This window comes from Hymenobacter sp. 5317J-9 (assembly GCF_022921075.1).
Lineage (GTDB): Bacteria > Bacteroidota > Bacteroidia > Cytophagales > Hymenobacteraceae > Hymenobacter.
Genome location: NZ_CP095050.1, coordinates 4647804 through 4673022, shown reverse-complemented (window position 1 = coordinate 4673022; position 25219 = coordinate 4647804). Strand labels below are relative to the sequence as shown.

21 protein-coding genes are annotated in these 25219 nt (G+C 63.6%); 12 read left to right on the top strand and 9 right to left on the bottom strand.

Features of this window, described 5'->3' with window-relative positions; translation table 11 throughout:
- Positions 1 to 3: 3 nt before the first annotated feature.
- Entirely contained in the window at positions 4 to 1212 is a 1209-nt protein-coding gene (locus MUN81_RS19585; RefSeq protein WP_245113597.1) for an acyl-CoA dehydrogenase family protein, read from the bottom strand.
- 186 nt (positions 1213 to 1398) lie between these two features.
- On the opposite strand from MUN81_RS19585, the gene purH reads away from it, so the two are divergent.
- The 6 genes from purH to MUN81_RS19555 all read left to right on the top strand — a co-directional run bounded on the left by purH (position 1399) and on the right by MUN81_RS19555 (position 8746).
- Positions 1399 to 2934, top strand: a complete 1536-nt coding sequence (gene purH / locus MUN81_RS19580) for a bifunctional phosphoribosylaminoimidazolecarboxamide formyltransferase/IMP cyclohydrolase (RefSeq protein ID WP_245113595.1) — start codon at positions 1399 to 1401, stop codon at positions 2932 to 2934.
- A 289-nt stretch (positions 2935 to 3223) separates the two neighbouring features.
- A complete protein-coding gene (locus MUN81_RS19575; protein WP_046244199.1) occupies positions 3224 to 4249 on the top strand; it encodes a rod shape-determining protein in 1026 nt (341 codons plus the stop codon).
- 135 nt (positions 4250 to 4384) lie between these two features.
- Complete coding sequence (gene mreC, locus MUN81_RS19570) at positions 4385 to 5323, top strand: rod shape-determining protein MreC (RefSeq protein WP_245113593.1); 939 nt, start codon at positions 4385 to 4387, stop codon at positions 5321 to 5323.
- Entirely contained in the window at positions 5320 to 5847 is a 528-nt protein-coding gene (locus MUN81_RS19565; protein ID WP_245113591.1) for a hypothetical protein, read from the top strand. The genes mreC and MUN81_RS19565 overlap by 4 nt, the downstream gene beginning before the upstream one ends.
- Positions 5848 to 5976: 129 nt before the next feature.
- The gene (gene mrdA / locus MUN81_RS19560) at positions 5977 to 7830 is read left to right on the top strand and encodes a penicillin-binding protein 2 (RefSeq protein WP_245113590.1); all 1854 of its coding nucleotides are present in this window, start codon (positions 5977 to 5979) and stop codon (positions 7828 to 7830) included.
- A 199-nt stretch (positions 7831 to 8029) separates the two neighbouring features.
- Positions 8030 to 8746 (top strand): 3-ketoacyl-ACP reductase, encoded by a 717-nt coding sequence (locus tag MUN81_RS19555; protein WP_245113588.1) that lies wholly within the window; start codon positions 8030 to 8032, stop codon positions 8744 to 8746.
- 60 nt (positions 8747 to 8806) lie between these two features.
- Here the strand turns inward: MUN81_RS19555 and MUN81_RS19550 are convergent, their stop codons facing one another.
- A complete protein-coding gene (locus MUN81_RS19550) occupies positions 8807 to 9472 on the bottom strand; it encodes a M15 family metallopeptidase (RefSeq protein WP_245113586.1) in 666 nt (221 codons plus the stop codon).
- 236 nt (positions 9473 to 9708) lie between these two features.
- Here MUN81_RS19550 and katG point away from each other — a divergent pair, with 236 nt between their 5' ends.
- Positions 9709 to 11958, top strand: coding sequence for a catalase/peroxidase HPI (katG, locus tag MUN81_RS19545; RefSeq protein WP_245113584.1), 2250 nt, complete (start codon positions 9709 to 9711; stop codon positions 11956 to 11958).
- A 262-nt stretch (positions 11959 to 12220) separates the two neighbouring features.
- Here the strand turns inward: katG and MUN81_RS19540 are convergent, their stop codons facing one another.
- The 3 genes from MUN81_RS19540 to MUN81_RS19530 form a co-directional block, all read right to left on the bottom strand.
- Positions 12221 to 13621, bottom strand: coding sequence for an NADH-quinone oxidoreductase subunit N (locus MUN81_RS19540; protein ID WP_245113583.1), 1401 nt, complete (start codon positions 13619 to 13621; stop codon positions 12221 to 12223).
- A gap of 132 nt (positions 13622 to 13753) precedes the next feature.
- Positions 13754 to 15220 (bottom strand): NADH-quinone oxidoreductase subunit M, encoded by a 1467-nt coding sequence (locus MUN81_RS19535; RefSeq protein ID WP_245113581.1) that lies wholly within the window; start codon positions 15218 to 15220, stop codon positions 13754 to 13756.
- A gap of 102 nt (positions 15221 to 15322) precedes the next feature.
- Complete coding sequence (locus MUN81_RS19530) at positions 15323 to 16651, bottom strand: serine hydrolase (RefSeq protein WP_245113579.1); 1329 nt, start codon at positions 16649 to 16651, stop codon at positions 15323 to 15325.
- A 123-nt stretch (positions 16652 to 16774) separates the two neighbouring features.
- On the opposite strand from MUN81_RS19530, the gene MUN81_RS19525 reads away from it, so the two are divergent.
- Positions 16775 to 17242 (top strand): GNAT family N-acetyltransferase, encoded by a 468-nt coding sequence (locus MUN81_RS19525; RefSeq protein ID WP_245113578.1) that lies wholly within the window; start codon positions 16775 to 16777, stop codon positions 17240 to 17242.
- Entirely contained in the window at positions 17242 to 18147 is a 906-nt protein-coding gene (locus MUN81_RS19520) for a glutamate--tRNA ligase family protein (protein WP_245113576.1), read from the top strand. Before MUN81_RS19525 ends, MUN81_RS19520 begins: the two co-directional genes overlap by 1 nt.
- Before the next feature lie 12 nt (positions 18148 to 18159).
- On the opposite strand, the gene nfi is transcribed toward MUN81_RS19520, so the two are convergent.
- Entirely contained in the window at positions 18160 to 18849 is a 690-nt protein-coding gene (nfi, locus tag MUN81_RS19515) for a deoxyribonuclease V (protein ID WP_245113574.1), read from the bottom strand.
- Between the two features lie 111 nt (positions 18850 to 18960).
- Between nfi and MUN81_RS19510 the strand changes: the two genes are divergently transcribed.
- From MUN81_RS19510 to MUN81_RS19500, 3 genes are all read left to right on the top strand, one after another.
- A complete protein-coding gene (locus MUN81_RS19510; protein ID WP_245113568.1) occupies positions 18961 to 19539 on the top strand; it encodes a DUF1990 family protein in 579 nt (192 codons plus the stop codon).
- On the top strand, positions 19532 to 20245 hold the full coding sequence (locus tag MUN81_RS19505) for a DUF1990 domain-containing protein (protein WP_245113567.1): 714 nt from the start codon (positions 19532 to 19534) through the stop codon (positions 20243 to 20245). The genes MUN81_RS19510 and MUN81_RS19505 overlap by 8 nt, the downstream gene beginning before the upstream one ends.
- Before the next feature lie 149 nt (positions 20246 to 20394).
- Positions 20395 to 21444 carry an NAD(P)-dependent alcohol dehydrogenase gene (locus tag MUN81_RS19500; RefSeq protein ID WP_245113566.1) on the top strand — a complete coding sequence of 350 codons (1050 nt, stop codon included), beginning with the start codon at positions 20395 to 20397 and terminating at the stop codon, positions 21442 to 21444.
- A 164-nt stretch (positions 21445 to 21608) separates the two neighbouring features.
- Here the strand turns inward: MUN81_RS19500 and MUN81_RS19495 are convergent, their stop codons facing one another.
- The 3 genes from MUN81_RS19495 to MUN81_RS19485 form a co-directional block, all read right to left on the bottom strand.
- Entirely contained in the window at positions 21609 to 23147 is a 1539-nt protein-coding gene (locus MUN81_RS19495; protein WP_245113561.1) for a serine hydrolase, read from the bottom strand.
- Positions 23148 to 23214: 67 nt separating this feature from the next.
- Positions 23215 to 23796 (bottom strand): hypothetical protein, encoded by a 582-nt coding sequence (locus MUN81_RS19490; RefSeq protein WP_245113560.1) that lies wholly within the window; start codon positions 23794 to 23796, stop codon positions 23215 to 23217.
- Between the two features lie 279 nt (positions 23797 to 24075).
- On the bottom strand, positions 24076 to 24873 hold the full coding sequence (locus MUN81_RS19485; protein ID WP_245113558.1) for a 3'-5' exonuclease: 798 nt from the start codon (positions 24871 to 24873) through the stop codon (positions 24076 to 24078).
- Between the last annotated feature and the right edge of the window lie 346 nt (positions 24874 to 25219).

Below are 25219 nucleotides of genomic sequence, written 5' to 3'. Positions count from 1 at the left end.
CGGCTAGCTTACGAAGTTTTTGCCTTCGAGTACGAAGCGGCCCACGTCGGCCAGGGCGCCGTCGGGAGCGGGCTGGCGCAGGTAGTGGGTCAGGTCGCGGTGCAGGCGCTCGAAGGGTTGGGGTTCCAGCAGGCCGCGGGCGCCCACGCAGCGCTCGGCCAGCCGCAGCATGTCGAGGCAAATGGTTTCGATGGCCGTGCGCACCATGTTGGCATAGGCTACGGTGGCTTCGGCCTCTTCGGTAGCATCGGGACGGGCGGCATGCTCAGCGGCACCGCGTACCCACTGGCGGCCGCTTTCCAAGGCAATGGCCATTTCGCCCAGCCGCTGGCGCTGGTAGGGGTCGTCGATGCGCCCCAGGCCCCGCAAAAAGGCGCGGGTTTCTTCAAATACAGCCTCAGCTCCGCCCAGCTGCACCGCCGCAAACCGAATGGCTCCGCCGCTGAACGCTGGTTGCTGGTAATAAGCGTCGGGCGGGCCAATGAGGTCGTCGGGCCCGATTTCCAGCTCCGTCAAATCGGCCCGGAAGCTGGCCGTGGCCCGCATGCCCAGCGGCCGCCAGAACGAGCGGTCCAGCGCCGGAGCCTGGCTATCGGCCGGCAGCACAAACAGCTGCCAGCCGCCCCCATCGGGCAGTGCCCCCGTGATGAGCGGCCGCGCCAGCTGCCCCGCGCCCGAGGCAAAGGTTTTGGCCCCGTGCAGGCGGTAGCGCCCATCGGGCAGGGCTTCGAGGCGCACGCCGTCGGCCGGTACTTCGGTGTTCCACACCCCAAACAGCCGCCCGGCCCGGGCATCGGCAGCGTAGCGCGCCACCTGCGCGGTAGTGCCCAGCTGCTGAATGAGCATGAGCGCATTCACGTGGCCCTCAAACACCCGGCCCACCGCCAGGTTGCCCCGCCCAATGTGCTGCAGCGTGTGCAACAGGGGCAGCGTGGCGGCCGGCTCGTGCAGGCCCGCGCCGCCCAGGGCCGGCGGCAGCGCGGCCGTGAGCAGCCCAGCGGCCCGCAGCCAGCCGAATTCTTGGGTCGGAAACGCACCCACCTCGTCGGTGGCTGCGGCCTGGGCAAACAGGCGCGGTGCCAGTGCGGCGGCAGCGGCTTCGGCCTGTGCGGGCGTGGCCGGGGAGTGAGGCGCGGCCGGCTCGGCGCCCGGAGCGGCTGCGTCCGTGCCGTCGGGGGCAGACGCGGCGAAGGGTAAAAAGTCGGCCGACATGGGCTTATCAGTTCGGGGTGGAAGGAACAGGCTATACCGTAAAAAGCGCCCCGTTGTTCGGCCTGGGCCACAGTGCGGCCCTGCCCACGGTGGAGCTAATAATTCGGTAACGCTGACGCTAGGAGGCCACCCGACGGGCTCCGTACCTTCGCGGCGGCAATTGTGCCCAGCTTTTTCCCTCGTTTTATGTCGTCTCGCCCCATTCGCGCCGCCTTACTTTCCGTGTACCACAAAGACCGGCTGGCGCCCCTGGTGCAGGTGCTGCGGCAGCACGGCGTGACGCTGTACTCCACCGGCGGCACCCAGAAATTCCTGGAAGACGAGGGCGCTGAAGTTACCGCCGTGGAAGACCTGACGGGCTTTCCGGAAGTGTTTGGCGGCCGCGTGAAGACGCTGCACCCCAAGGTGTTTGGCGGCATCCTGCACCGCCGCCACGAAGCCGGCGACCTGGCCCAGGCCGAGCAGCACGGCATCCCGCCCATCGATTTGGTGGTGGTCGACCTCTACCCCTTTGAAGAAACCGTGGCCAGCGGCGCCGAAGAGCAGGACGTTATCGAGAAAATTGACATCGGCGGCATCTCCCTGCTGCGCGCCGCCGCCAAAAACTTCCGCGACGTGCTGGTAATCAGCAGCCGCGACCAGTACGAGGCCGTGACCGAACTGCTCACCCAGAAAAACGGCGCCACCGACCTCGAGGACCGCCGCCACTACGCCGCCGCCGCCTTCGCCACCACCTCGCACTACGACACCGAGATTTTCAAGTACGTGAGCCAGGGCACGGCCGTGGCCGGCACCGCCCTGCGCCAGAGCGCCCAGCCCGCCACGCCGCTGCGCTACGGCGAGAACCCCCACCAGGCCGGTACGTTCTACGGCGACCTGTCGGCGCTGTTCGACCAGCTGCACGGCAAGCAGCTCAGTTACAACAACCTGGTGGACGTGGACGCTGCCGTGGCCCTCATGGCCGAGTTTGCCGACGGTGAGCCCGCCTGCGCCATCCTCAAGCACACCAACGCCTGCGGCGTGGCCCAGGCTGCCACCCTGCGCGAGGCCTACGTGAACGCGCTGAGCTGTGACCCGACCTCCGCTTTCGGCGGTGTCATCATCGTCAATAAAGAAGTAGACGCGGCCACCGCCGCCGAGCTAAACCAACTGTTTTTTGAGGTGCTGATTGCGCCCGGCTACGCCGCCGAGGCCCTGCCCGTGCTCCAAAGCAAGAAAAACCGCATTCTGCTGCTGCAAAAACCGGTGCAGTTTCCGCAGAAGCAAATCAAAACCCTGCTCAACGGCATCATCGAGCAGGACGCCGACCGCCAGACCGAGACGGCCGCCGATTTCCGCACCGTCACGCAGTCGGCCCCCACGGCCGAGGAAACGGAGGCCCTAGTGTTTGCCGCCAAAATCTGCAAGCACACCAAGAGCAACACCATTGTGCTGGCCCGCGCCGGCCAATTGCTGGCCTCGGGCGTGGGCCAGACCAGCCGCGTCGATGCCCTGCGCCAGGCCATTGAGAAGGCCCGCGCCTTCGGCTTCGACCTGCACGGCGGCGTAATGGCCTCCGACGCCTTCTTCCCCTTCCCCGACTGTGTGGAAATTGCCGGCGCGGCCGGCATTCGGGCCGTGGTGCAGCCCGGCGGCTCCATCAAGGACGCCGACAGCATCCGGGCCGCCGACGAGCTGGGCATGGCCATGGTGCTCACGAGCGTGCGGCATTTCAAGCACTAGCGGCAAGGAGCCTCCCAAACCCACAAGCCCCGGCCTTGCAAAAGCGCCGGGGTTTGTGCTTTAAGCTGGAAACTTCAGCACAATTTAGGGCTGGTGGCAATAGGAGCAAGATTGCTGCGTTTTGCCGCGTTCCTCTCATAATGACCGGCTTGGGTCGGTTGTCTGGCCGGGTGGTGCCCTTGGCAGAATCCCATAATCCCGTTTACCAACCCCGCCCAAACCTTCCGTACCTTTGCCCATTATTTCGCGTCGGCCCCGGCCAGCGCTTCGCCTTATTGCATATAATTCAATGGGTTTCTTTAATTTCCTGACCAGCGACATCGCCATCGACCTGGGCACGGCCAATACGCTCATCATCCACAACGACAAAATCGTGGTGGATGAGCCGAGCATCATCGCCAAAGACCGCACCACCAACAAAGTCATCGCCGTGGGCCGCCAGGCTCAGCAGATGCACGAAAAAACGCACGACAACATCCGCACCATCCGCCCGCTGAAGGACGGGGTAATTGCCGATTTCCACGCCGCTGAGGAAATGATTAAGGGCATGATTAAGATGATTGACACGCGCACGCGGCTGTTTCAGCCCTCGCACCGCATGGTCATCTGCATCCCCTCGGGCATTACGGAAGTGGAGAAACGCGCCGTGCGCGACTCGGCCGAGCACGCCGGCGCCAAGGAAGTCTGGATGATTCAGGAGCCCATGGCCGCCGCCATCGGCATCGGCATCGACGTGGAGCAGCCTGTGGGCTCGATGATTATCGACATCGGGGGCGGCACCACGGAAATTGCGGTTATCGCCCTGTCGGGCATCGTGTGCGACCAGTCGATTAAGACGGCGGGCGACGTGTTCAACCAGGACATTCTGGACTATATGCGCCGGCAGCACAACCTGCTCATCGGCGAGCGTTCGGCCGAGCGCATCAAAATCGAAGTGGGCGCCGCCCTGACCGAGCTCGACGTGCCGCCGCCCGACCACGAAGTGCGCGGCCGCGACCTGATGACCGGCATTCCGAAAGTTATCAAGGTAACCTTCTCAGAAATCGCCATTGCCCTCGACAAGTCGGTGGCCAAAATCGAAGAAGCTGTGCTGAAGGCCCTCGAAATCTCGCCGCCCGAGCTCTCGGCCGACATTTACGAAAACGGCATTCACCTCACCGGCGGCGGCGCGCTACTGCGCGGGCTCGACAAGCGCCTCGCGGCCAAAACCAAACTGCCCATTCACATTGCCGAAGACCCACTGCGTGCCGTGGTGCGCGGCACCGGCAAGGCCATCAAGGACATTCAGGCCTTCAAAGGCGTGCTGCTGACGTAATTCCAGAACGAAACCACCAGCCCGTCATGCTGAGCGCAGTCGAAGCATCTCTACCGCGAGAGTAACTCCTTACTCCAGCACGCGAGATGCTTCGACTGCGCTCAGCATGACGTTCTTTTAAATAATTGTTCACCCGTGCGGAATCTGTTTCTTTTCCTGTATCGCTTCCGCGGGGTGCTGGTGTTTAGCTTGTTGGAGGTGGTTAGCCTGTATTTGTTCGTCACGAATAACTCGTACCAGCGGGCAGCTTTCTTTAACTCGGCCAATTCCTATGCGGGCGTGGTGCTGGAGCGCCGCACCCAGATTACCGACTACTTCCACCTGGCCGAGCTGAACCAGCAGCTGGCCGCCGAAAACGCAGCCCTGCGCCAGCAGCTGTATCCGCCCGATTCCGTGCGGCGCGAGGCCGACTCGGTGGCCGTGCCCCCGGCGCGCACCGACTCGTTGCGGCGCGTGCGCTACCAGCGGCCGTCGGCCAAGCCCGATACTTTGCTCATCGGTCTGCAGCGCCTGCCGGCCCGTAACCCGAGTTATCCCCTCATTCCGGCCCGGGTTATCAATAACCGGCTCAGCAATGTGGACAACTTCTTCACCCTGAACGTGGGGGCGGCCGACGGGGTGCAGCGCGGACTGGGCGTGGTGGCCGCCAACGGCGTGGCCGGCCGCGTGCAGGCCGTGACCGAACACTATGCTACGGTGGCCAGCGTGCTGCATTCCAAAACGACCATTGCCTCTAAAATCAAGCGCGACGGCACTTTCGGCACCATCAAGTGGCAGGGTGACGACCCCACCCACGCCCTGCTCGACAACGTGCTGCGCGAAACCAAGCTGGTGCGCGGCGACACAATAGTGACCTCAGGCTACAACGCGGTGTTTCCGGAAGGCATTTTTATTGGCACCATCGATTCGTTTGTGAAGGAGCCAGATAAGAACTTCTGGACCATTCGGGTGCGGCTGGGCGTCAATTTTGCGAACCTGCAATACGTGTACGTGGTGACGAGCCGGCCCCGGGCCGAGCGCGACACCGTGGAGGCCCGCGCGGGCATGCTGCCGGAAGGAGGGAAGCGCAAATGAGCGGCCTACGGTTTCTATTCGTTCAGATTCTGCGGTTTGCGCTGTACGCGGGCCTGCACGTGATGCTCATCAGCCGGCTGGTGCTGTTCGACCTGGGCTGGTGCTTTTTCTACCTGGGCTTTCTGCTGTTTTTGCCCTTGCGCACGCCCATTGTGGTGCAGTTGCTGCTGTCGTTTGCGATGGGCCTGACGATGGACATCTTTTATGACACCGGCGGGCTGCACGCGTCGGCGGCGGTGCTGCTGGGCTTCCTGCGGCCGTGGGTGCTGCATCTGCTCACCCCGCGCGACGGCTACGACTCGGCCGACGCCGTGAACGTGCACCAGATGGGCTGGCAATGGTTTGGCGTGTACCTCACGCTGCTGGTGCTGCTGCACCATGCCGCCTTCTTCGTGCTGGAGCTGGGCAGCTTTCACCATTTTGGCCTCACGCTGGGCAAAATGCTGGTGAGTGCACTCTTTACCGGGTTGTCGTTGTTAATCGTGCAGCTGCTGTTTTTCCCGGTGCGGCGGGGGAGGAACTAGATTTCATGTAAAGTCCTGTCATCCTGAGCGCAGCGAAGGACCTTTTCACCGAGGAACGAATTGCAGGGAGTAATACAGCCAGCGGAAGAAGGTCCTTCGCTGCGCTCAGGATGACAGGAAAGAGGAGTTATGCAATATCTCGAAGGCCGTAAATACGTCGTGCAGGGCATCTTCCTGGTGGTGGTGCTGGTGTTCCTGACGCGCTTGTTTTTCATGCAGGTGCTGGATGGCACCTACAAGCTGGCCGCCGACAAGAACACGCTGCAACGCCTGGTGCAGATTCCGTACCGCGGCCTGATTTACGACCGCAAAGACCAGCTGCTGGTGCAAAACGAGCCTGTGTACGACCTGATGGTGGTGCCGCGCGAAGTGAAGCGGCTCGATTCGGCTCGCTTCTGCCAGCTGCTGCAGATTCCGCAGGAAGACCTGCGCGTCAGCCTGAAAGCAGCCAAAAAGTACTCGCGCAACAAGCCCTCGCCGGTGGTGCAAAACCTGACCACGCGCGATTTGGCGGCCATTCAGGACAACCTGATGGACTTCCCCGGCTTCCGCATTCAGGCGCGCATGGCCCGGGCCTACCGCACGCCCAACCTAGCCCACGCCCTGGGCTACGTGGGCTCCATCACGCCGGCGCTGCTCGAAAAGCCCAAATACGCCAAGTACCAGCCCGGCGAAAACATCGGCATTTCGGGCCTGGAATCGTATTACGAGCCCATTCTGATGGGCCGCCGCGGGGTGCAGTACAAGATGGTGAACGTGCGCGGCATCGAGAAAGGCAAATTCCGCGACGGGGAGTTTGATACGCTGTCGGTGGCCGGGCAGGACCTGCACCTGAGCATCGACGCCGAGCTGCAGGAATACGGCGAAAAGCTGCTGGCGGGCCGCCGCGGCTCCATTGTGGCCATCGACCCCAAGACGGGCGAGATTCTGGCTTTCGTGTCGGCCCCGCACTACAAGCCCGATTTGCTGACGGGCAAGGGCTCGGGCAACCGTTACATGGAACTGCTCAACAACCCTGAACAGCCGCTGTTCGACCGCCCGCTGATGGCCACCTACCCGCCGGGCTCGGTGTTTAAGCTGGTGAACGAGCTGGTGGCCCTGCAGCTGGGCGTGGTGCAACCCGGCACCGGTTTCGAATGCAACCAGCGGCTGGTGCGCTGCACCCACCGCCACGAGCGGCCTTCCAACGTGAGCATCGCCATCAAGAATAGCTGCAATCCCTACTTCTATCAGGTGATGCAGGCGGCGGTGCTGCGCGGCCAGGCCCCCAACAAGTACGACGACACCCGCATCGGCCTGGGTCAGTGGCAGAAGATGGTGAAGACTTTCGGCCTGGGCGAAAAGCTGGGCGTGGACATGCTGCAAGAAAAGCGCGGCCTGATTCCGTCGCCGGAGTTTTACGACAAGAAGTTCTTCAACAAGAAGGAAAACCGGCAGCACCGCTGGAGCTACCGCAACGTGTACTCGCTCAGCATCGGGCAGGGCGAAATCGGCATCACGGGCGTGCAAATGGCCAACGTGCTGGCCACCATTGCCAACCGCGGCTGGTACTACACCCCGCATTTCGTGCGCAGCGTGGGCAATGGCGGCCCGCTGCCGCAGTTCCGCCAGAAGCACTACACGGCCGTCGACACCACGCTGTTCAAGTACATCATCCCCGGCATGCAGCAGGTGGTGGACGGCAACGGCGGCACCGGCAACCTGGCTTCGCTGGCCGAGTTCGGCATTTCGGTGGCCGGCAAAACCGGCACCGTGCAAAACCCCCACGGCTTTGACCACGCCACTTTCGCCGCCTTCGCGCCGGTAAACGACCCCAAAATCGCCATCGCCGTGTTCATCGAAAACAGCGGCTTCGGGGGCACCAGCGCCGCCCCCGCCGCCGGCCTGATGATAGAGAAATACCTGCGTGGCAAGGTGGCGCCCTACCGCAAGCGCTGGGAAGACTGGGTGATGTACGGCGACTTCACCAAGCACCTGCACTAGCCGGCAGGATATTGTTCTAACGGGCGCCTCCCCTCTGACCCCCTTTCCTCAGCGAGAGTTACACCAGCAATGCGTGGACGTCTGGCTCCCCCTCTCCCCGAGGAGAGGGGGCCGGGGGTGAGGCGCCCGTCAGAACAATGCCAACAAACCTCCGTTCTGACTGGTTGTAGCACCTCCCAAACCAACTTCCGAACACCCCATGGAATCCCTACAAGGAAAAATTGCCCTCGTCACGGGCGCCGGCAAAGGCATTGGCCGCGCCGTGGCCCTCGCCCTGGCCGCCGAAGGCGTGCAGGTAGGCCTGTTGGCCCGCACCGATAGCGACTTGCAAGAGTTGGCCGCCGAAATCCTGGCCGCCGGCGGCACCTGCGCCACCGCCGTGGCCGACGTGGCCGACCGCACCGCCGTGAACGTGGCCGTGGCCAAAATCCACCAGGAGCTCGGCCCGATTGACATTCTCATCAACAACGCCGGCATTGGCAGCTTCGCCAAGTTTCTGGAGATGGAGCCCGAGCAGTGGGAGCACATCATCCAGGTGAATGTGTTCGGTACCTACTACGTGACCCGCGCCGTGCTGCCCGACATGATGCAGCGTCAGACCGGCGACATCATCAACATTTCCTCCACCTCGGGCCTGCGGGCCGCGGCCGGCAGCAGCGCCTACAGCGCCTCCAAGTTCGCCGTGATGGGCCTCACCGAAGCTCTGATGCAGGAAGTGCGCAAGCACAACATCCGCGTATCGGCCCTCACACCGAGCACCGTGGCCACGCCCCTGGCCATCGGCAACAACCTCACCGACGGCAACCCCGATAAGGTGATGCAGCCCGAAGATTTGGCCGAGTTCATCGTGTCGCAGCTGAAGCTGAACCGCCGCATTTTCATCAAAGAAGCGGGGATGTGGTCGACAAACCCGTAACGCTTTTCACCACGAAAAAGCCCTCGCAATTTCTGCTGCGAGGGCTATTTGTTTATCGGCTTACAACTTCTCAAACGGCACGTCCTGAATCGGATAAGCCTTCCAGTCCTTATAGTCGAAATGCCACCACTCGGCCGGGAGCACCGTGAAGCCATGCGCCTCCATGTGGTGGCGTAGCAAATCCCGCGCGGCCCGCTGCTCGGGCGTGCCGCCGGTGTAGGCCGCGTAGGAGCGGGGGCTCATTTCGTCGTACTCGCCGGTCATGGGCACCTCCCGGCCGGCAGCGACGTCCCAGAGGCTCAGGTCGACAGCACAGCCGCGGTTGTGGCGCGAGCCTTTGCTGGGGTCGGCCACAAATTCCTTTTTATCGGGCGGGGTGATGTCCCAGAACGTTTTGGTGACGCGCCAGGGGCGGTAGCCGTCGAACACCAGCAGGCGGTAGCCCAGCGGCGCCAGCTCTTGGTTCACCTGTACGAGGGCTTCGGCGGCGGGGCGTTGCAGGAAGGCGCGGGCCTGCGTGTACACGGGCCGGCCCACGAAATTGCGGGCGGTGGCGTAGCGGATGTCCAACCGAATGGTGGGGTCGAGCTTCTGCAGCTCTACCAGCTCTGGGGCGCGGAACGCGCCGGTTTCGTGCGGCGGCCGGGCCGCGCAGCTGCTGATGAGCACCACCAGAGGCAGCCACAGGCGGCGAGACGAGAAGACGTGGTGGCGGAAAGGCGGCATGGCCTGAAGGTAAGCGAAGCCGTCGGGAATTGCGGATTCAGGCGCTCCGCTACGGCGAAACGGCCGGTGGCGGCGGCCTTTCGCACGCGCGGCCGTGGCACTGAGCGACGCCAGCCGAGCTTCTGCCCGCTCGCCCCAACCATCGGCCGAATTGCCCGCCTGCTTTCCAAATAAAAGCGCAAACTTTCGGGCGCTTTACGCATTATAGAAAGACTAAGTAAAACCACCTGTTTAAGATGCAAAATCCGCACAACCTTCCCCCGGAAAATTCCATTCTGTACGAACTGAACGAGCCGGCTGCCCAATGCCCTTTTGGCTACGGCGCCGTGAAGCAAACCGCCGGCGGGGGCCGCACCAACCGCGAGTGGTGGCCCAATATGCTCAAGCTGAGCATTCTGCGGCAGAACGACGCCAAGTCGAACCCGCTGGAGCCCGGCTTCAACTACGCTGAGGAGTTTAAGAAGCTGGACCTGAACGCCGTGAAGCAGGACCTGCACGCCCTGATGACCAACTCGCAGGACTGGTGGCCGGCCGACTACGGCCACTACGGCCCGTTCTTCATCCGCATGGCCTGGCACAGCGCCGGCACCTACCGCATCGGCGACGGCCGCGGCGGCTCTGGCTCGGGCGCCCAGCGCTTTGCGCCGCTCAACAGCTGGCCCGACAACGCCAACCTCGACAAGGCCCGCCTGCTGTTGTGGCCCATCAAGCAGAAGTACGGCCAGAAAATCTCCTGGGCCGACCTCATGATTCTGGCCGGCAACTGCGCCCTGGAATCGATGAACTTCAAGACCTTCGGCTTCGGCGGCGGGCGCGAAGACGTGTGGGAGCCCGAGCAGGACATCTACTGGGGCCCCGAAACCGAGTGGCTGGGCGACAAGCGCTACACCGGCGACCGGGAGCTCGATAACCCCCTCGCCGCCGTGCAGATGGGCCTCATCTACGTGAACCCCGAAGGCCCCAACGGCGAGCCCGACCCCATTCGCTCGGCCCGCGACATCCGCGAAACCTTCGGCCGCATGGCCATGAACGACGAAGAAACCGTGGCCCTCATTGCCGGCGGCCACACCTTCGGCAAAACCCACGGCGCGGCCAGCCCCGCCGAGTACGTAGGCAAGGAGCCCGCCGGCGCCACGCTCGAAGAGCTGGGCACGGGCTGGCGCAACAGCTTCGGCAAAGGCCACTCCGAGCACACCATCACCAGCGGCTTGGAAGGCGCCTGGACCAGCACGCCCGCTGAATGGAGCAACGGCTATTTCAACAACCTGTTTGGATACGAGTGGGAGCTGACCAAGAGCCCCGCCGGTGCCCACCAGTGGCGTCCCGTGAATGGCGGTGGGGCTGGCACCGTGCCCGACGCCCACGACCCCTCGAAGAAGCACGCGCCCTTCATGCTCACCACCGACATCGCCCTGCGGGCCGACCCGGTGTATGAAGCCATTTCGCGCCGCTTCCACGAGAACCCCGATGAGTTTGCCGATGCCTTCGCCCGCGCTTGGTTTAAGCTGACGCACCGCGACATGGGCCCCAAGGAGCGGTACCTCGGCCCCGAAGTGCCCACCGAAGAGCTGCTCTGGCAAGACCCCATCCCGACCGTGACCTATCCGCAGGTGAACGACCAGGACGTGGCCGCCCTGAAAGGTAAAATCCAGGCTTCCGGCCTCACGGTGCAGCAGCTGGTTTCCACGGCCTGGGCCTCGGCCTCGTCATACCGCGGCTCCGACAAGCGCGGCGGCACCAACGGCGGCCGCCTGCGCCTGGCCCCGCAGCGCAGCTGGGAAGTGAACAACCCCGCCCAACTGCTCCAGGTGCTGCAAGCCCTGCATGGCATTCAGCGCGAGTTCAACGGCGCGCAGGCCGACGGCAAGCAGGTTTCCATGGCCGACCTCATCGTGCTGGCCGGCGTAGTCGGCATCGAGCAGGCCGCGCAGGCCGCCGGCCAAACCGTGACGGTGCCCTTCACGCCGGGCCGCGCCGATGCCTCGCAGGAGCAAACCGACGTGCAGTCCTTCGCTGCGATGGAGCCGGCTGCCGATGGCTTCCGCAACTACCTCAAGCCTCATCACAAAGCCGCGGCCGAGGAGCTGCTGGTCGACAAAGCCCAGCTCCTGACCCTGACGGCGCCGGAGCTGACGGTGCTGTTTGGCGGCCTGCGGGCCATCAACATCAACTACGATGGCTCGACCAACGGCGTGTTCACCACCCGCCCGGGTGCTCTGACCAACGACTACTTCGTGAACCTGCTCGACATGAACACGACTTGGAGCGCCACCTCCGATGCCCAGAACACCTTCCAGGGTCGCGACCGCAAAACCGGCGCTGTGAAGTGGACCGGCACCCGCGTCGACCTGATTTTCGGCTCCAACTCCGAGCTGCGTGCTCTGGCCGAGGTGTACGCCTGCTCCGATGCCCAGGAGAAGTTTGTGAACAAGTTCGTGGCCGTGTGGACCAAGGTGATGAACCTGGGCCGCTTCGACTTGGCATAGCTCTGAGGGCTAAGCAGCAGTGTCGCTGTTGAATATTGAAAAGGTGGCTTCGCAAGAGGCCACCTTTTTTGTTAGTATCGTCTGCCCGGTCCGACTGCGTAGCGGCCCGACCGGTTGTCGTTGAATAGTGGCATTGAGCGAAATCGTTGAGGCGTCTCCACTCTAAGCGGTTGACGACCGGTCGGACGGCTGCGCCGTCGGACCGGGACCGTGTAAACGAAAAAAGCCTCCGAGGAGGCTTTTTCAACAATACAAAAAAGGCTTACAGGATGCCGCTCAACAAGCCCGGTGCCACACCCAGCGCGATGGTGAGCAACGCTAGAAAGGCCAGCGTGGCGGTCTGAATGCCATCCACCGGCACGGGCGTGGCGTCACCTTCGGCCGGGCGCAGGTACATGGCGATGAGTGGGCGCAGGTAGTAGTACAGGCCCACCATGCTCATGATGACGGCGAATACGACTAGGCCGATGTAGCCTTGGCCCGCGGCCGCAGCCAGCAGGAAAAACTTGCCGAAGAAGCCGCCCGTCAGCGGAATTCCCGCCAGCGACAGCATCGAAACCGTCATCACAAAAGCCAGCAGCGGGTTGGTTTTGCCCAGGCCGTTGAGGCCGGCGTAGTCGTCGCGCTGACGGTGGTCGACCACCAGCTTCACCACGCCGAAGGCGGCAATGGTGGCGATGGAGTAAGCCAGGGAGTAGAAGAAAATACCGTTGGCGGCATCGCCGGTCAGGTTGCCCTTGCTGGCCACGAGGCCGATGAGCAGGTAGCCGGCGTGGCTCACGCTGGAATAGGCCAGCATGCGCTTGGTGCTGGTTTGGGCGGCGGCGCCCACGTTGCCGAGTAGCAGCGTGAGGGCGCACATGGCTTGAATGGTGGGCATCCAGAAGCCCTGGGCGGCGGGCAGGGCCACGGCCAGCAACTTGAGGAAGGCGCCGAAGCCGGCCGTCTTCACCACGGTGCTCATGAAAGCCGTGAAGAAGGTGGGCGTGCCCTCGTACACGTCGGGCGTCCAGAAGTGGAACGGCGCGGCCGATACCTTGAAGCCGATGCCAATAATCATCATCAGGATGCCGATGTAGAGCATGGGCTGCAGGCTGGCATTGGCCGGCGTGGCAATGGCCGTGGCGAGCTGCGAGAGAGCGAAGGTGCCGGTGGCGCCGTAGAGCAGAGCAATACCGAAAAGCAGGATGCCTGTGGCAAAGGCACCCATCAGGAAGTACTTTAGGGCGGCCTCGTTGCTGCGCGAGTCGCGCTTGCGCGAGCCGGCCAGCACATACATGCACACGCTCAGGATTTCGATGCCCACAAACAGCATCAGCAGGTGGTCGTAGCCCACCATCATGATGGCGCCCACCAGCGAGAACAGCAGCAGGGCGTAGTACTCGGCCAGGTTGGCGTCGCCTTCTAGCACGTAGCTGCGCGAAAAGGGCAGCAGCACGATGGTGGTGAGCAGCACGATGCCCGTGAAGGCCACCGTGTAGTTGTCCACCACTAGCATGTTATTGAAGTAGGGGGCGTGCCCGGCGTTCCAGTCAGCGTAGTTGGCCCCGAACACGGCCAGCAGCAGCAGCATGGCGCCGGGCAGCAGCACCTTGTTCGAGCGAAGGAAGCCCAGGAACAGGTTGAGGATGCCGAAGACGGAGAGGAGAATGATGGAGGTCATGTTGGCTTCAAATAAGAACGTCCGGCTGACGGTGCGTCATGCAGAGCGCAGCGAAGCATCTCGCCTGAGGTAGTAACTCTATCGTTCAGATAAGCGCGCGAGATGCTTCGCTACGCTCTGCATGACGTTCGATTAACGGCCGACCTGCGTGAGTAAACCCGTGATGGCCGGCTCCGAAATGTGCAGGAACGAACCCGGGAACAAGCCAATCCAGAACACCAGCGCGATGAGCGGCACTAGAATCAGCAGTTCGCCGCCGGTGAGGTCGGTGATGGTTTCTGAGAAAGATGAATCGGGGCCCAGCATCACGCGCTGGAACATGCGCAGCAGGTACACGGCCGAGAAAATGATGGTGAGGCCCGCAATGGCGCCCACCCAGGCATTGTACTGGTACACGCCAGCCAGCAGCAGGAACTCGCCCACAAAGCCGCCCGTGAGAGGCAGGGCCACCGTGCTGAGCAGCATTACCAGGAAGCACACCGATAGGATGGGCGTGCGGCGCGTGAGGCCGCCCAAATCCGGAATGTGGCGGGTGCCGGTGCGGCGCTCGATGGCGTCGGCGATGAAGAACATGCCCACCACGTTCACGCCGTGGGCCAGCATCTGAATGGTGGCGCCCTGCAGGCCAATCTGGGTGAGCGAGAACACGCCGGCCGCCATCAGCCCCACGTGGGAGAGCGAGGAATAGGCGATGAGGCGCTTTACGTCGCGCTGGCGGATGGCGATGATGGCGCCGTAGATGATGCCAATAACCGAGAGGATGATGACCAGCTTGCCCCACTGGCTCACGCCCAGCGGCACCACCGGCAACAGCCAGCGCATGGTGCCGTAAATGCCCATTTTGAGCATGATGCCCGAAAGCAGCATGGTGGCCGGAGCCGGCGACTCGGTATACGTGTCGGGCTGCCAGGTGTGGAAGGGGAAGATGGGCATCTTTACGGCGAAAGCCGCAAAAATCAGCCAGAACAGCCACGACTGCTCCGAGGCGCTCAGCTTCAGGTTGTAGAAGGCCGATAGCTCCGAGGAGTGGGCGGCCAGCGAGCCGGCGGCGGGGCCGGTTTGCAGGTACAGGTACACGAAGCCGGCCAGCATCAGCAGCGAGCCCACCACGGTGTAGAGGAAGAATTTGAGGGTGACGGCCACGCGGCGCTCGCCGCCCCAGGCGCCGGCCAGGAAGTAAATCGGAATCAGCGCCACCTCCCAGAAGAAATAGAACAGGAAGGTGTCGAGGGAGGTGAACACCCCAAGCAGGCCCGTCTGCATGAACAGCACGAGGGCGTAGAAGGCGGAGGGGTTCTCGTAGTCGTGCTTAAAGGCGCTCAGCAGGATGAGCGGCACCAGGAAGGTGGTGAGCAGCACCAGCAGCAGGCTCAGGCCATCCATGCCGACGTGGAAGTTGATGCCGGCCGAGGGAATCCAGGCGTAGTCGAGGTTGAAGCCGGCCGAGCCGGTGGCTTTAAAAGCGAAGGCGGCGTAGGCGGCAAGGCCAAATTCGAGGAGCGAGGCGCCCAGCGCGAGGGCACGGGCGGTGGCTCCCTTGGTGAGCAGCAGCAGCAGCGCGGCGGCCAAAGGGAGGAAAAGCAGGACAGCAGTCAGCATCGGCAATAGCGGGAGGGCAGCAGCGGAGCCGGGAAACCGGGCCGCAAATTGACCGCAAACTTACGCACTGACCCGCAAGGCTCCACCCTTTTGGCCGAACTTCTACTGCCGGGCCACCTTGCGCGTCATCAGCACCCGCCCGGCGGCGTCCAGCCATTGCACCGCGTAGAGCCCCGGCGCCAGCGCGGCAACGGAAACGGACGTTTCGGCGCCGGGGGCGGGCCGGCGCCACACTTCGCGGCCCAGGGCATCGGTTAGCCGCACGGTGGCGGCGGCGTGGGCGGGCTGGCGCAGGGTAAGAACTTCGGTGGCCGGATTGGGGAAAGCGAGGAAGCCGGCGGCATCGGCCGCGGCCGCCGTGGCGGTGGGCCGGCAGAACACGGCCATTATTCTTGTCCAGAGCTCGTTATCAAACGACGACACGGCCAGCGTGCGCGGGCCGGCCGAGTTGCCCTGGCGCACCACCACTAGGCCCAGGCTGGGCACCACGTAAATCTTCTGGTCGTTTTTGCCCAGGGCGGCAATCATGTCGGGCGGCGCGGCGGGGGTGAAGGCGCCGGGGAAAGTGAGCTGGGAGCCGGGCAGCTTGTAGCTGGGCTGGCCGTTGAGCCACCAGAGGTAGCCGTAGCTGCGGTTGAGCGTCTGGCTGGGCGTGGTCATGCGCCGGAAATAGGCGGTGTCGAGAATCTGCGTGCCGTTCCAGGCGCCGCGGGCCAGGATGAACAGGCCGAAGCGGGCCATGCTGCGGGCGCGGCTGTAATACACGTCGTTCAGCCATAGGCCGGTCATGCCGAGGCGGGTGGCGAGGCGCTGGTTGGTGTATTGGGTGATGGTGGCGGCGCCGCTGGCCTGCACCAGCACGTCTTGCAGGGTGCGGTAGGCACCGGTGTGGTAGGCCCAGCGCGTGGCGGGCGTGGTGAGATACAGCAGGCAGCCGGGCGTGGTGCTTTCGTTGTCGCAGGGCGCAGGCGGCGTGTCGTCGAGCCCGGTGGTCATCGTGAGCTGGTGCCGAATCTGGATTTGGCGCTGCTGAGGGCGGGTGGCGCTGGTCCAGCGGCCGAGGTACTTGGAGGTGCTGTCGCTCAGGCTCAGGATGCCGTCCTGCTGGGCCAGGCCCACCAGCGCGGCCGTGAGCGACTTGCCCGCCGAGGCCCAGTACCAAGCCGAATCGGCGGTGTAGGTGCCGTAGTACTGCTCCACCACCATGCGCCCGTCCTTCAGAATGAGCAGCGACTTGCTGCCCTTGCGCCTGGCAAAGGCAATGAGCGAGTCGAGCGGCGTTTGGCACCAGCCCAGGCTGGCGGGCGTGGTGCTGGCCCAGGTGGTGCCGGTGAGGGGCGGGAAATAGAGCGGCGTGGACTGGGCCCGGGCGCGGCCACCGGCGAGCAGTAAGACGAAAAGCAGGCCGCTAATAAGTACAAGGTGTTTCATGCAGCGTAAAATAGGAGCAAGCAATATGCAGCTTGACCGGCTCTGATGGCCGAAGTTTAAGCCGCCCTGGCGAAGGCAAAGTTTACCTTTGTGCATTCCGTGGACCTTTTTGCCTCTCTTGTCATGTCTTTTCCGGTGCTGCGCGATTTCCAGCCGGGCGACCAGCCCATCTTCCGGCAGCTTAACGAAGAATGGATTTCCCGCTATTTCGAACTGGAGCCGGCCGACCTCAAGGCGCTCGACCATCCTGAAGACTATATTCTGACGCCGGGCGGCTGCATCCTCTTTGCTGAGCTGGATGGGGAAGTAGTGGGCACCTGCGCCCTGATTAAGATGGCCGACGGCTGCAGCTACGAGCTGGCCAAAATGGCCGTGGCGCCTGCTGCTCAGGGCCAGCAGATTGGCTACCAGCTAGGGCAGGCCGCCATTCAGCGGGTGCGCGACCTCCGCGGCCAGCGCGTGTACCTGGAAAGCAACGCCAAGCTGGCGCCAGCCCTTGCGCTGTACCGCAAGCTCGGTTTTAGGGACTTAGCGCAGCCCAATCCCTCGCCCTACGCCCGGGCCGATGTGCAGATGGAATTGCTCCTCTGATGCCCGCGCCTTCTTCTGTCGTTTCGCGCCTCGCGCCCACGCCCAGCGGCTACCTGCACCTCGGCAACGCCGTAAACTTTGTGCTGACCTGGCTGCTCACGCGGCAGGCCGGCGGCACCCTGCACCTGCGCATCGACGACCTGGACCGCGCCCGCCTGCGCCCGGCGTATCTGGATAATATTTTCCGCGTCATCGACTGGCTGGGCATCGACTACGACCACGGCCCCAGCGGCCCCGACGACTTCCTGCGCCACCATTCGCAGCTGCTGCATCTGCCCGACTACAACCGCGTGCTACGCCGCCTGTCCCTGGTGGGCGCCCCCAGCAGGCTGCGGCTGGTGCGCGCCAGCACCCGCTCGCGCACCGGCGGCGCCGAAGCTGCGGTGGCCCTCGATACGCCCGGCGCCGCCTGGCGCACCTACGTGCCCGTCGGCACCGAAATCAGCTTCTCCGACGCCTGGCAGGGCGAAACCCGCGTTTCGCTGGGCACGCTGATGCCGGATTTTGTCGTTCGCAAAAAGGACGGCGTGGCCGCCTATCAAGTAGCTTCGGTGGTTGATGACGTGCGCCTGGGCACCAACCTGATTGTGCGGGGCCTCGACTTACAGCCCAGCACGGCCGCGCAGCTCTGGCTGGCCCGGCTGCTCTCCGAAACGGCTGCGTTTAACGCTTCGCGGGTGCATTTTTACCATCACCCGCTGCTGACGAACGAAGCGGGCCAGAAGCTTTCCAAGTCGCAGCAGTTGCCGGTTGATGCCGGTGTGCTGAGTAGCAAGCGAGGGCCAGAAATGGTTTTTGAGACTATTACTAAGTTGTGGGGACTGCCACCCGGCAATTCCGGCTCTTTGGAAGAGTTGATGTTCTGGCTGCCGGGCGACTGGAGTCGCCTACACTCCACTCAGTAACAGCACAGCTGCTCAGCGCACCTCTTTCTTAAACTGCTCCGCCCAATGGTCGGCTAGGCGCGTGGGCTCTGGCAGCTTGTAGCCTTTCAGGCAGGCCAGTGTGAGGCGCGTGGCCGTGGCCTGGTCGCAGCGGTGGCCGGGGCTCACAAACAGCGGCAGCACCTTGTCTTTGCTGCGAATGACTTCGCCAATCAGGTCGCCGCTTTTGGGGTCGATGAGCGGGGAAATGCTGCCGCGCGCAATGCCGGGCTCCTGAAACGTGCCGGTCAGCTTCTGCTTGGCCACGCCGAAGGTGGGCATGTCGAGCAGCACGCCCAGGTGCGCGGCAATGCCCATGCGGCGCGGGTGCGCAATGCCGTGGCCGTCGACCATGATGACGTCGGGCTTGTTTTGAACCTTGGCGAAAGCGTGAATAACGTTTGGCGCCTCGCGAAAGGAGAGAAAGCCGGGCACGTAGGGCATGTCGACGGGGCCGTAGTTGTACACCTTTTCCACCAGTTCCAGCGACGGAAATTTCAGTACCACGAACACCGACAGGATGGTGTCGGGGGTGGGAAACGACGAGTCGCAGCCGGCAATGAGGCGCGGCTCCCGGGCCAGCGGCTCGTGGCGCACGCGCTGGCGCATCTCCTGCTGTTGCTGGGTGAGGCTGCGAACAAGGGCGGGGTCGGGCGGCGGGCCGGGTGGGCGGTAGTAGGCCATGTGGAGTGAAGAGTGAAAAGTTCGGAGTGAAAAGCTGAGGTCAGAAAAGCCCGGCGGTAGTACCCTGGAGCCGTGCACAGCGTATGAAGGCCATACGTTTCTTCGCTTGCCATGTCTGAACCCACTGCCGAACAGCCCGCCGCCGCCGGCGCCGGCCCGTTGCTGGAGCGCCGCTATTTCATTGATGTGGCGCGGCCTCACCTCACGCCGGCCCAGCTTATGGCGGCGGTGCAGGCCGATGTGCCCCGCTTCTCGCCCGAGGTGCTGGCCGACTTCCGCAAGAAAAACGGCGACGACGATGCCCTGCAGCCGGGCGACGAGTTTAGCATCAAAATTCTCGGCCCCTGGAATGGCTGCGTGCGCGTGACCGATGTGAGCGCCACCGCGTTCGAATTCATTACCCTCGAAGGCCATCCCGAGGCCGGCCGCATCCGTTTCGAAACGCATTGTCTGGACGACCGGCCCGACGTGCTGCGGTTCGAAATCCGCTCGTCGGCCCGCTCGCGCGATGGACTCGTGGCCTTCGCCTACGACACGCTGGGCGGCGGCAAGCTGCTGCAGGAAGCCACCTGGGTCGAATTCTGCCAGCGGGTGGCGGCGGCCAGCGGCGGCCAGGCGCTGTGCCACGTAGTAGTCGAAACCTTCCGGCACGACGAGGCCGGCCACGTGCAGCACACCCGCCATGACTAACCAAGTTGCCGCCATTCCTGCGTCGGCCAAGCCGCCCGCCTGGGAGCAGTACCGGGCCCGGCTCGAAGCCTACGCCCACGCCAACGTCAACTACGATACCTCGCGCCAGAGCGAATACACCGGCGCCACCGGCTGGCGCATCGACGACTACGTCACCGACCTGCCCGCCGAAGCGCCCGGCCCGCCCGAAGCCGCCGGCTCCTTCGCGGCCGCCCAGGACGTGCTGCGCCGCTACGCCTTCCCGCCGCCCGACCTCATCACCGGCTATTTCGACCCCGGCGTGCCGCTCGAAAAGCGCATCATGGTGCTGCGGGCGCACTTTTTGGTCTTCAACTTCTACTTCGGCGTGCGCGTGAGCGAGGTGACCGACGAGGCCCGTCGCGACACGCCCGAAGGCCCCGAGCGCGTGTGGGGCTACGGCTACCGCACCCTCGAAGGCCATTTCGAGAAAGGCCAGATTGACTTCACCATTCACAAAAACCTGACGACCGGGGCGGTGCAGTTTCGCATCCACGCCGTGTCGCAGCCGGGCCATATTCGCAACCCATTCTATTGGCTGGGCTTCAAGCTGTTCGGGCGGATGCTGCAGCGCAAGTTCGCCCACGAGTCGCAGCGGCGCATGTGTAAGCTGGTGGCCGCCAGCCTGGCCGGCGAGCCCCTGCCGGCGCAACCTTTGGCTGCGCCGGCCGGTTCTATTGATTCGTAACGAACGTCATGCCGAGCGCAGCCGAGGCATCTCGCGTGCAGCAGTAATCCAAACAGTAGGATTTACTACCACAAGCGAGATGCCTCGGCTGCGCTCGGCATGACGTTCCTACTCTCAACACCCAACACTCAACACCCAGTCCTTTTATAATGCTTCCGACGAAAGCCTACGCGGCCCCCGCCGCCAATATTCCTTTAGAACCCTTCAACTTCGAGCGCCGCGAAGTGGGCCCGCACGACGTGCTCATTGATATTCAGTTTTGTGGCGTGTGCCACTCCGACCTGCACCAGGTGCGCGACGAGTGGGGTGGCTCCATCTTCCCCATGGTGCCGGGCCACGAAATCGTGGGCCGCATCACGCAGGTGGGCGACCACGTGAAGAACTTTAAGGTGGGCGACCTGGCCGGCGTGGGCTGCATGGTCGATTCCTGCCGCACCTGCTCCAGCTGCCAGGATGGCCTGGAGCAGTACTGCGAAACCACCGGCATGGTGGGCACCTACAACAGCCGCGAAATCGGCAGCGGTGCGCCCACCTACGGCGGCTATTCCTCGCAGATTGTGGTGGATGAGAAATACACACTCAAAGTGTCGGAAAAGCTCGATTTGGCCCGCGTGGCGCCGCTGCTCTGCGCCGGCATCACCACCTACTCGCCTCTGCGCCAGTGGAAAGTTGGCCCCGGCCACCGCGTGGGCGTGATGGGCCTCGGTGGCCTCGGCCACATGGCCGTGAAGCTGGCCGCCGCCATGGGCGCCGAGGTAACCGTCCTCAGCACCTCGCCCAACAAAGAAGCCGACGCCAAAGAGTTGGGCGCCCACAAGTTTGTGGTGACCAAGGACAAGGACCAGCTGAAGTCTGTCGGCAACTATTTCGACTTCATTATCAACACGGTATCGGCCCAGCTCGACCTGGCCACCTACGTGAACCTGCTGCGCCGCGATGGCACCATGATTCTGCTGGGCGTGCCCACGGAGGCGCCGCACATCCACGCCTTCAACCTCATCAGCAAGCGCCGCCGCATTGCCGGCTCGCTCATCGGCGGCATCGCCGAAACGCAGGAAATGCTGGATTTCTGCGCCGAGCACAACATCATGTCCGACATCGAATTGATTGACATGAAAGACATCAACGAGGCCTACGAGCGCATGCTGAAAGGCGACGTGAAGTACCGCTTCGTAATTGATTTGGCTACCTTGAAGTAGAGACGCAATATTTTGCGTCTCGTCGTTGAACGGCTTGCGTTGAGTAACATTCTAACGGCGCGGCCGACGAGACGCAAAATATTGCGTCTCTACACCGTTTAATCAACAAAAAGAGGCTTCCGCTGCACGCGGAAGCCTCTTTTTGTTTCTGTTCTGGCGAAGCGCTATTGCTTTGTGAACACATACGGGTCCTGCTCCAAGCCGTCGTTCACCCGGATTTCCAGGGTCTTTACCTGGCCGTTTTCCACGGTGAAGGGGGCCGGGAAAATGCCGTAGGCCGCATGGCTGAACGTGCTGCGGAACGTGTAGCCGTCCATGTAATCGAGGGTGGTGCTGAGGGCGGGGTGGTGCGGGAAGCGCACGAGCAGCTGCTTGCCTTTGGGCTCGACGGTGATGGTGCCGTAGACGGGGTGCTGATAGGTGCCGGCGTAGGCTTTGAGCGGGCGGGCGGGCTTGTTTTTCTTGGCCACGCGGGCGGCCAGGTCGGCCACGTTCTTGGCGGTTTCGGCGTTGCCGGGTTTGGCGAAGCCGTAGAGCTGGCGGCTGCGGTCCACGTAGGGCACGCCCAGATAGGCGTCGAGCAGCTGGTAACGCAGGGCTTCGAAAAAGCTCTGATTGTCTTGGTTGGTGAGCACGGCAATGCCCAGGTTTTCTTCGGGCACGAAGCACACGTTGGTCACGAAGCCGTTGGCGCCGCCCGTGTGCCAGTAAATCTGGCGGGCGTTGTAGTCGGCGGAATACACGCCCAGCCCATAGGTGCGGAAGTGCATCGGAAAAATTGGCGACTTGCTGCTGCCCACCAACGTGTTGCCCTCGCGGGTGCGGCGCAGGGTGGCCCAGGGCAGCACCCGCTGGCCGTTGTACTTGCCGCTGTCGAGCTGGAAGCGCAGCCAGTGGCTGAGGTCATTCACGTTGGAAACCAGGCTGGCGGCGGGACCGAAGTTGTCGACCACGTCAAACGGCACCGGCGCGAGCGGGCCAAACGCCGTGGTGTAGGGCTGGGCCACGTTGGCCCGCTGGCTGGCGCCGGCCGAGGTGGGGTAGGTGTTCGTCATGCCCAGCGGCGTGAGGATGCGCTGTTGCACAAAATCCTGCCAGGTGGTGCCGCCCGTGGCCGCCGGAATCACCTCGCCCGCCGCCAAAAAGCCGTAGTTGCTGTAGCCGTAGGTCTGGCGAAAAACGCCGCTGGGCTTCAGGTAGCGCACCTTTTGCAGGATTTCAGCCCGGCTCAGGTTGGAGTTCCAGAAGGTGAAATCCCCCTGGAAGGTCTTGGTGCCGAAGTGGTGGCTCAGGAGGTCGCGCACCGTGAGAAGGCGCGTGCTGGTGGAGTCGTACAGCCGGAAATCGGGCAGGTACTGGCGCACCGGGTCGTCGAGCTTGAGCTTCTTTTCCTCCACCAGCTGCGAGATGGCCGTGCCGGTGAACAGCTTGGAATTGGAGGCGATGAGGAACAGCGTGTTGGCGTCCACGGGCTCGGGCTTGCCCACCGCCCGCACGCCAAAGCCCTGCGAGACCACCACTTGGCCGTCCTTCACCACCACCACGGCCAGGCCGGGAATGTTCCAGAGCTTGAGGCCGCGCTTCACGTAGCTGGCCAGGCTGTCGCGCACGAAGGCGTTGCCGGCCGCGGGCGCCTGCGCCTGAGCCGATGTAGAAAAAGCAGCGGTAGCGGCCAGGGCCGTCAGAAAAAGCGGAAAGCGCATGCGGATAAAAGTGAATGAGCGTTGCAACAAAGCCAAAGCTAAGTTCAAGCCTGCAGACGGGGCCGCCTTACGGCGCCACCCGCCGGAAACGCCCGGCCCGGTACGCATAGGTGCCGGGCGTGATGGGCGTAACCACGTAGTCGGGTCCCGACTCAAATTTGCCTTCCTGCTGCACGCGGCCTACCTGCACCCGGCCGTGGCGCACGGTTGTCTTTCGCCGGGCGTCGGCATAGTTGCCCCCAAGCATCTCGCCATCCTCGGCGGCATGGGTTGGCGAAATTTCCTCCGTAAGGCCATCCAGGCTGTGCCAGATGATGCGCGGCGGGCCATCGAAGGAAATGAGCAGGGTATGGTCTTCCATTTCACGCTGCCCCTGCCCGGCCATGCCCCCGCCCAATTCTATCAGTAGCTCCTTGGGAGGGCGCTGGTCCAGCTCCACGGCGCGGGCATTCAGGTAGGGCAGGGAGTTGTAGCCTTCCATCCACGAATCGAGGTCCAGCTCCACCCAGCGGGCTACGCCCTGGGGCCGGAAAAACAGGCGCTTGCCGCTGTATTCGTCGGCACGAAGCACCCGGCACCGGTCCGTCCACAGTTCTACCCAACTCGCGGCTATTCTGGAGTTAGGCTCCAGTGAATCGGCCTCCAACATGACCGCCGCCCGAATGCTGTCTACCTGCGGCCCGGTCCAATATTGAACCGGCAACTCAATTGCGTGCAGTGAATCGGGGAAAAGCGTTTGCTTTTCGGGGCGCTGGCTTATTTGAGCAGGGCGAGCTGCTAGCGCAGTGGTTTCCGGTGCAGCACCGGAAACCGGCTTTTCCATGCCAGCTGGCCGGTGCATGGAGGTTTGGTGCTGAGTTTCGCAAGCCGCCACCAGCAGCGCAAGCCCCGGAAACAGGCGCCAGTAGCGTCGTGCGAACCGCTGCATCTAAACCACGCGGCGCATCACGGGCGCGGCCTCGTCGGCGTACACGATGTGCTCGTCGCGGAAGGGCTCTTCGCCCCGGAATTTCTGGATGATGCGGGCCGTGGTGATGATGTCTTTCTGGCAATACTTGGCGATGCGCGGCAGGTCGTTTTCTTCCCAGTACACGCGGGCCACGTCGGCGCCGGTGATGTCGTCTTTGGGCGTGGGGATGCCGAAAATGGTGGCCAGCAGGTTGAGGGAGGTGTAGGACTTGCGGTCGCCGAACTTCCACAGCTCCATGGTGTCGTGATGGGGCACTTCCCAGGGCTTTTTGCCGGCCAGGTCGAGCTGGGGCGGCAGGGGCAGGCCATTCACCAGAATGCGGCGGCCCAGGTAGGGGAAGTCGAACTCCTTGCCGTTGTGGGCGCAGAGCGTGTACTTGGGCCGGTGGGCCAGCAGGGCCGCAAAGTCGCGCAGCAGCTGCTTCTCGTCGTGGTCGGCAAAGCTTTTCACGCGGAAGCGGGTGAGTTCCTCCTGCTTGTCGTGCACGAAGTAGCCAACCGAGATGCACACCACCTTGCCGAACTCGGCGTAGATGCCGGCCTGCTCAAACAGGCTGGCGGCGGTGAGGTGCTCGGGCAGCGGCTCGGGAGCCTGGGGGCGGCCGGTGTAGCCTTGCTGGCGGCGCAGGCTCTCGCTCTTGTGCTCCCAGAGGTGGCGCAGCATCTCGTCGAGGTTGTCGTGGCAGTCCACGCAGGGCACGGTTTCAATGTCGATGACAAAGAGTTGGTCGAGCGGGGTGCGGTGGAGGTGCTGCATGGCAGAAGAAGCGAAAACGGTTACGGCAACCGAAGATACTGCGGCGGGCCGGTGTGGGCGCAAGGATAATGAGGGAAATGGAAAGGGCAGCAGGCACAAATATTTTCATCCGGCGCTGTAATAAAACGGCCGATGCTACGGTATGCAACGCTGTTGGGAAAGCCGCTCAGGCCCCGGGTTATGATTTGGGGCGGCTCACATTGTGAGATAGAGCGCGCCGCCACGGGCCGCCCGAGACCTTTGAGCCATCATTCCACCCCGCTACCGTCTACGCCATGCCCCATCGCCCCACGCCTGTTACGCCGCTGTTATCTCTTTCGCCGCAGGCAACCCAGTGGGTCCGGCG

Bases quoted from the DNA above. Each gene is read 5' to 3' on its own strand.
- MUN81_RS19585 (WP_245113597.1), bottom strand. From the start codon at position 1,212: ATGTCGGCCGACTTTTTACCCTTCGCCGCGTCTGCCCCCGACGGCACG.
- purH (WP_245113595.1), top strand. From the start codon at position 1,399: ATGTCGTCTCGCCCCATTCGCGCCGCCTTACTTTCCGTGTACCACAAA.
- MUN81_RS19575 (WP_046244199.1), top strand. From the start codon at position 3,224: ATGGGTTTCTTTAATTTCCTGACCAGCGACATCGCCATCGACCTGGGC.
- MUN81_RS19565 (WP_245113591.1), top strand. From the start codon at position 5,320: ATGAGCGGCCTACGGTTTCTATTCGTTCAGATTCTGCGGTTTGCGCTG.
- mrdA (WP_245113590.1), top strand. From the start codon at position 5,977: ATGCAATATCTCGAAGGCCGTAAATACGTCGTGCAGGGCATCTTCCTG.
- MUN81_RS19555 (WP_245113588.1), top strand. From the start codon at position 8,030: ATGGAATCCCTACAAGGAAAAATTGCCCTCGTCACGGGCGCCGGCAAA.
- MUN81_RS19550 (WP_245113586.1), bottom strand. From the start codon at position 9,472: ATGCCGCCTTTCCGCCACCACGTCTTCTCGTCTCGCCGCCTGTGGCTG.
- katG (WP_245113584.1), top strand. From the start codon at position 9,709: ATGCAAAATCCGCACAACCTTCCCCCGGAAAATTCCATTCTGTACGAA.
- MUN81_RS19540 (WP_245113583.1), bottom strand. From the start codon at position 13,621: ATGACCTCCATCATTCTCCTCTCCGTCTTCGGCATCCTCAACCTGTTC.
- MUN81_RS19535 (WP_245113581.1), bottom strand. From the start codon at position 15,220: ATGCTGACTGCTGTCCTGCTTTTCCTCCCTTTGGCCGCCGCGCTGCTG.
- MUN81_RS19530 (WP_245113579.1), bottom strand. From the start codon at position 16,651: ATGAAACACCTTGTACTTATTAGCGGCCTGCTTTTCGTCTTACTGCTC.
- MUN81_RS19525 (WP_245113578.1), top strand. From the start codon at position 16,775: ATGTCTTTTCCGGTGCTGCGCGATTTCCAGCCGGGCGACCAGCCCATC.
- MUN81_RS19520 (WP_245113576.1), top strand. From the start codon at position 17,242: ATGCCCGCGCCTTCTTCTGTCGTTTCGCGCCTCGCGCCCACGCCCAGC.
- nfi (WP_245113574.1), bottom strand. From the start codon at position 18,849: ATGGCCTACTACCGCCCACCCGGCCCGCCGCCCGACCCCGCCCTTGTT.
- MUN81_RS19510 (WP_245113568.1), top strand. From the start codon at position 18,961: ATGTCTGAACCCACTGCCGAACAGCCCGCCGCCGCCGGCGCCGGCCCG.
- MUN81_RS19505 (WP_245113567.1), top strand. From the start codon at position 19,532: ATGACTAACCAAGTTGCCGCCATTCCTGCGTCGGCCAAGCCGCCCGCC.
- MUN81_RS19500 (WP_245113566.1), top strand. From the start codon at position 20,395: ATGCTTCCGACGAAAGCCTACGCGGCCCCCGCCGCCAATATTCCTTTA.
- MUN81_RS19495 (WP_245113561.1), bottom strand. From the start codon at position 23,147: ATGCGCTTTCCGCTTTTTCTGACGGCCCTGGCCGCTACCGCTGCTTTT.
- MUN81_RS19490 (WP_245113560.1), bottom strand. From the start codon at position 23,796: ATGTTGGAGGCCGATTCACTGGAGCCTAACTCCAGAATAGCCGCGAGT.
- MUN81_RS19485 (WP_245113558.1), bottom strand. From the start codon at position 24,873: ATGCAGCACCTCCACCGCACCCCGCTCGACCAACTCTTTGTCATCGAC.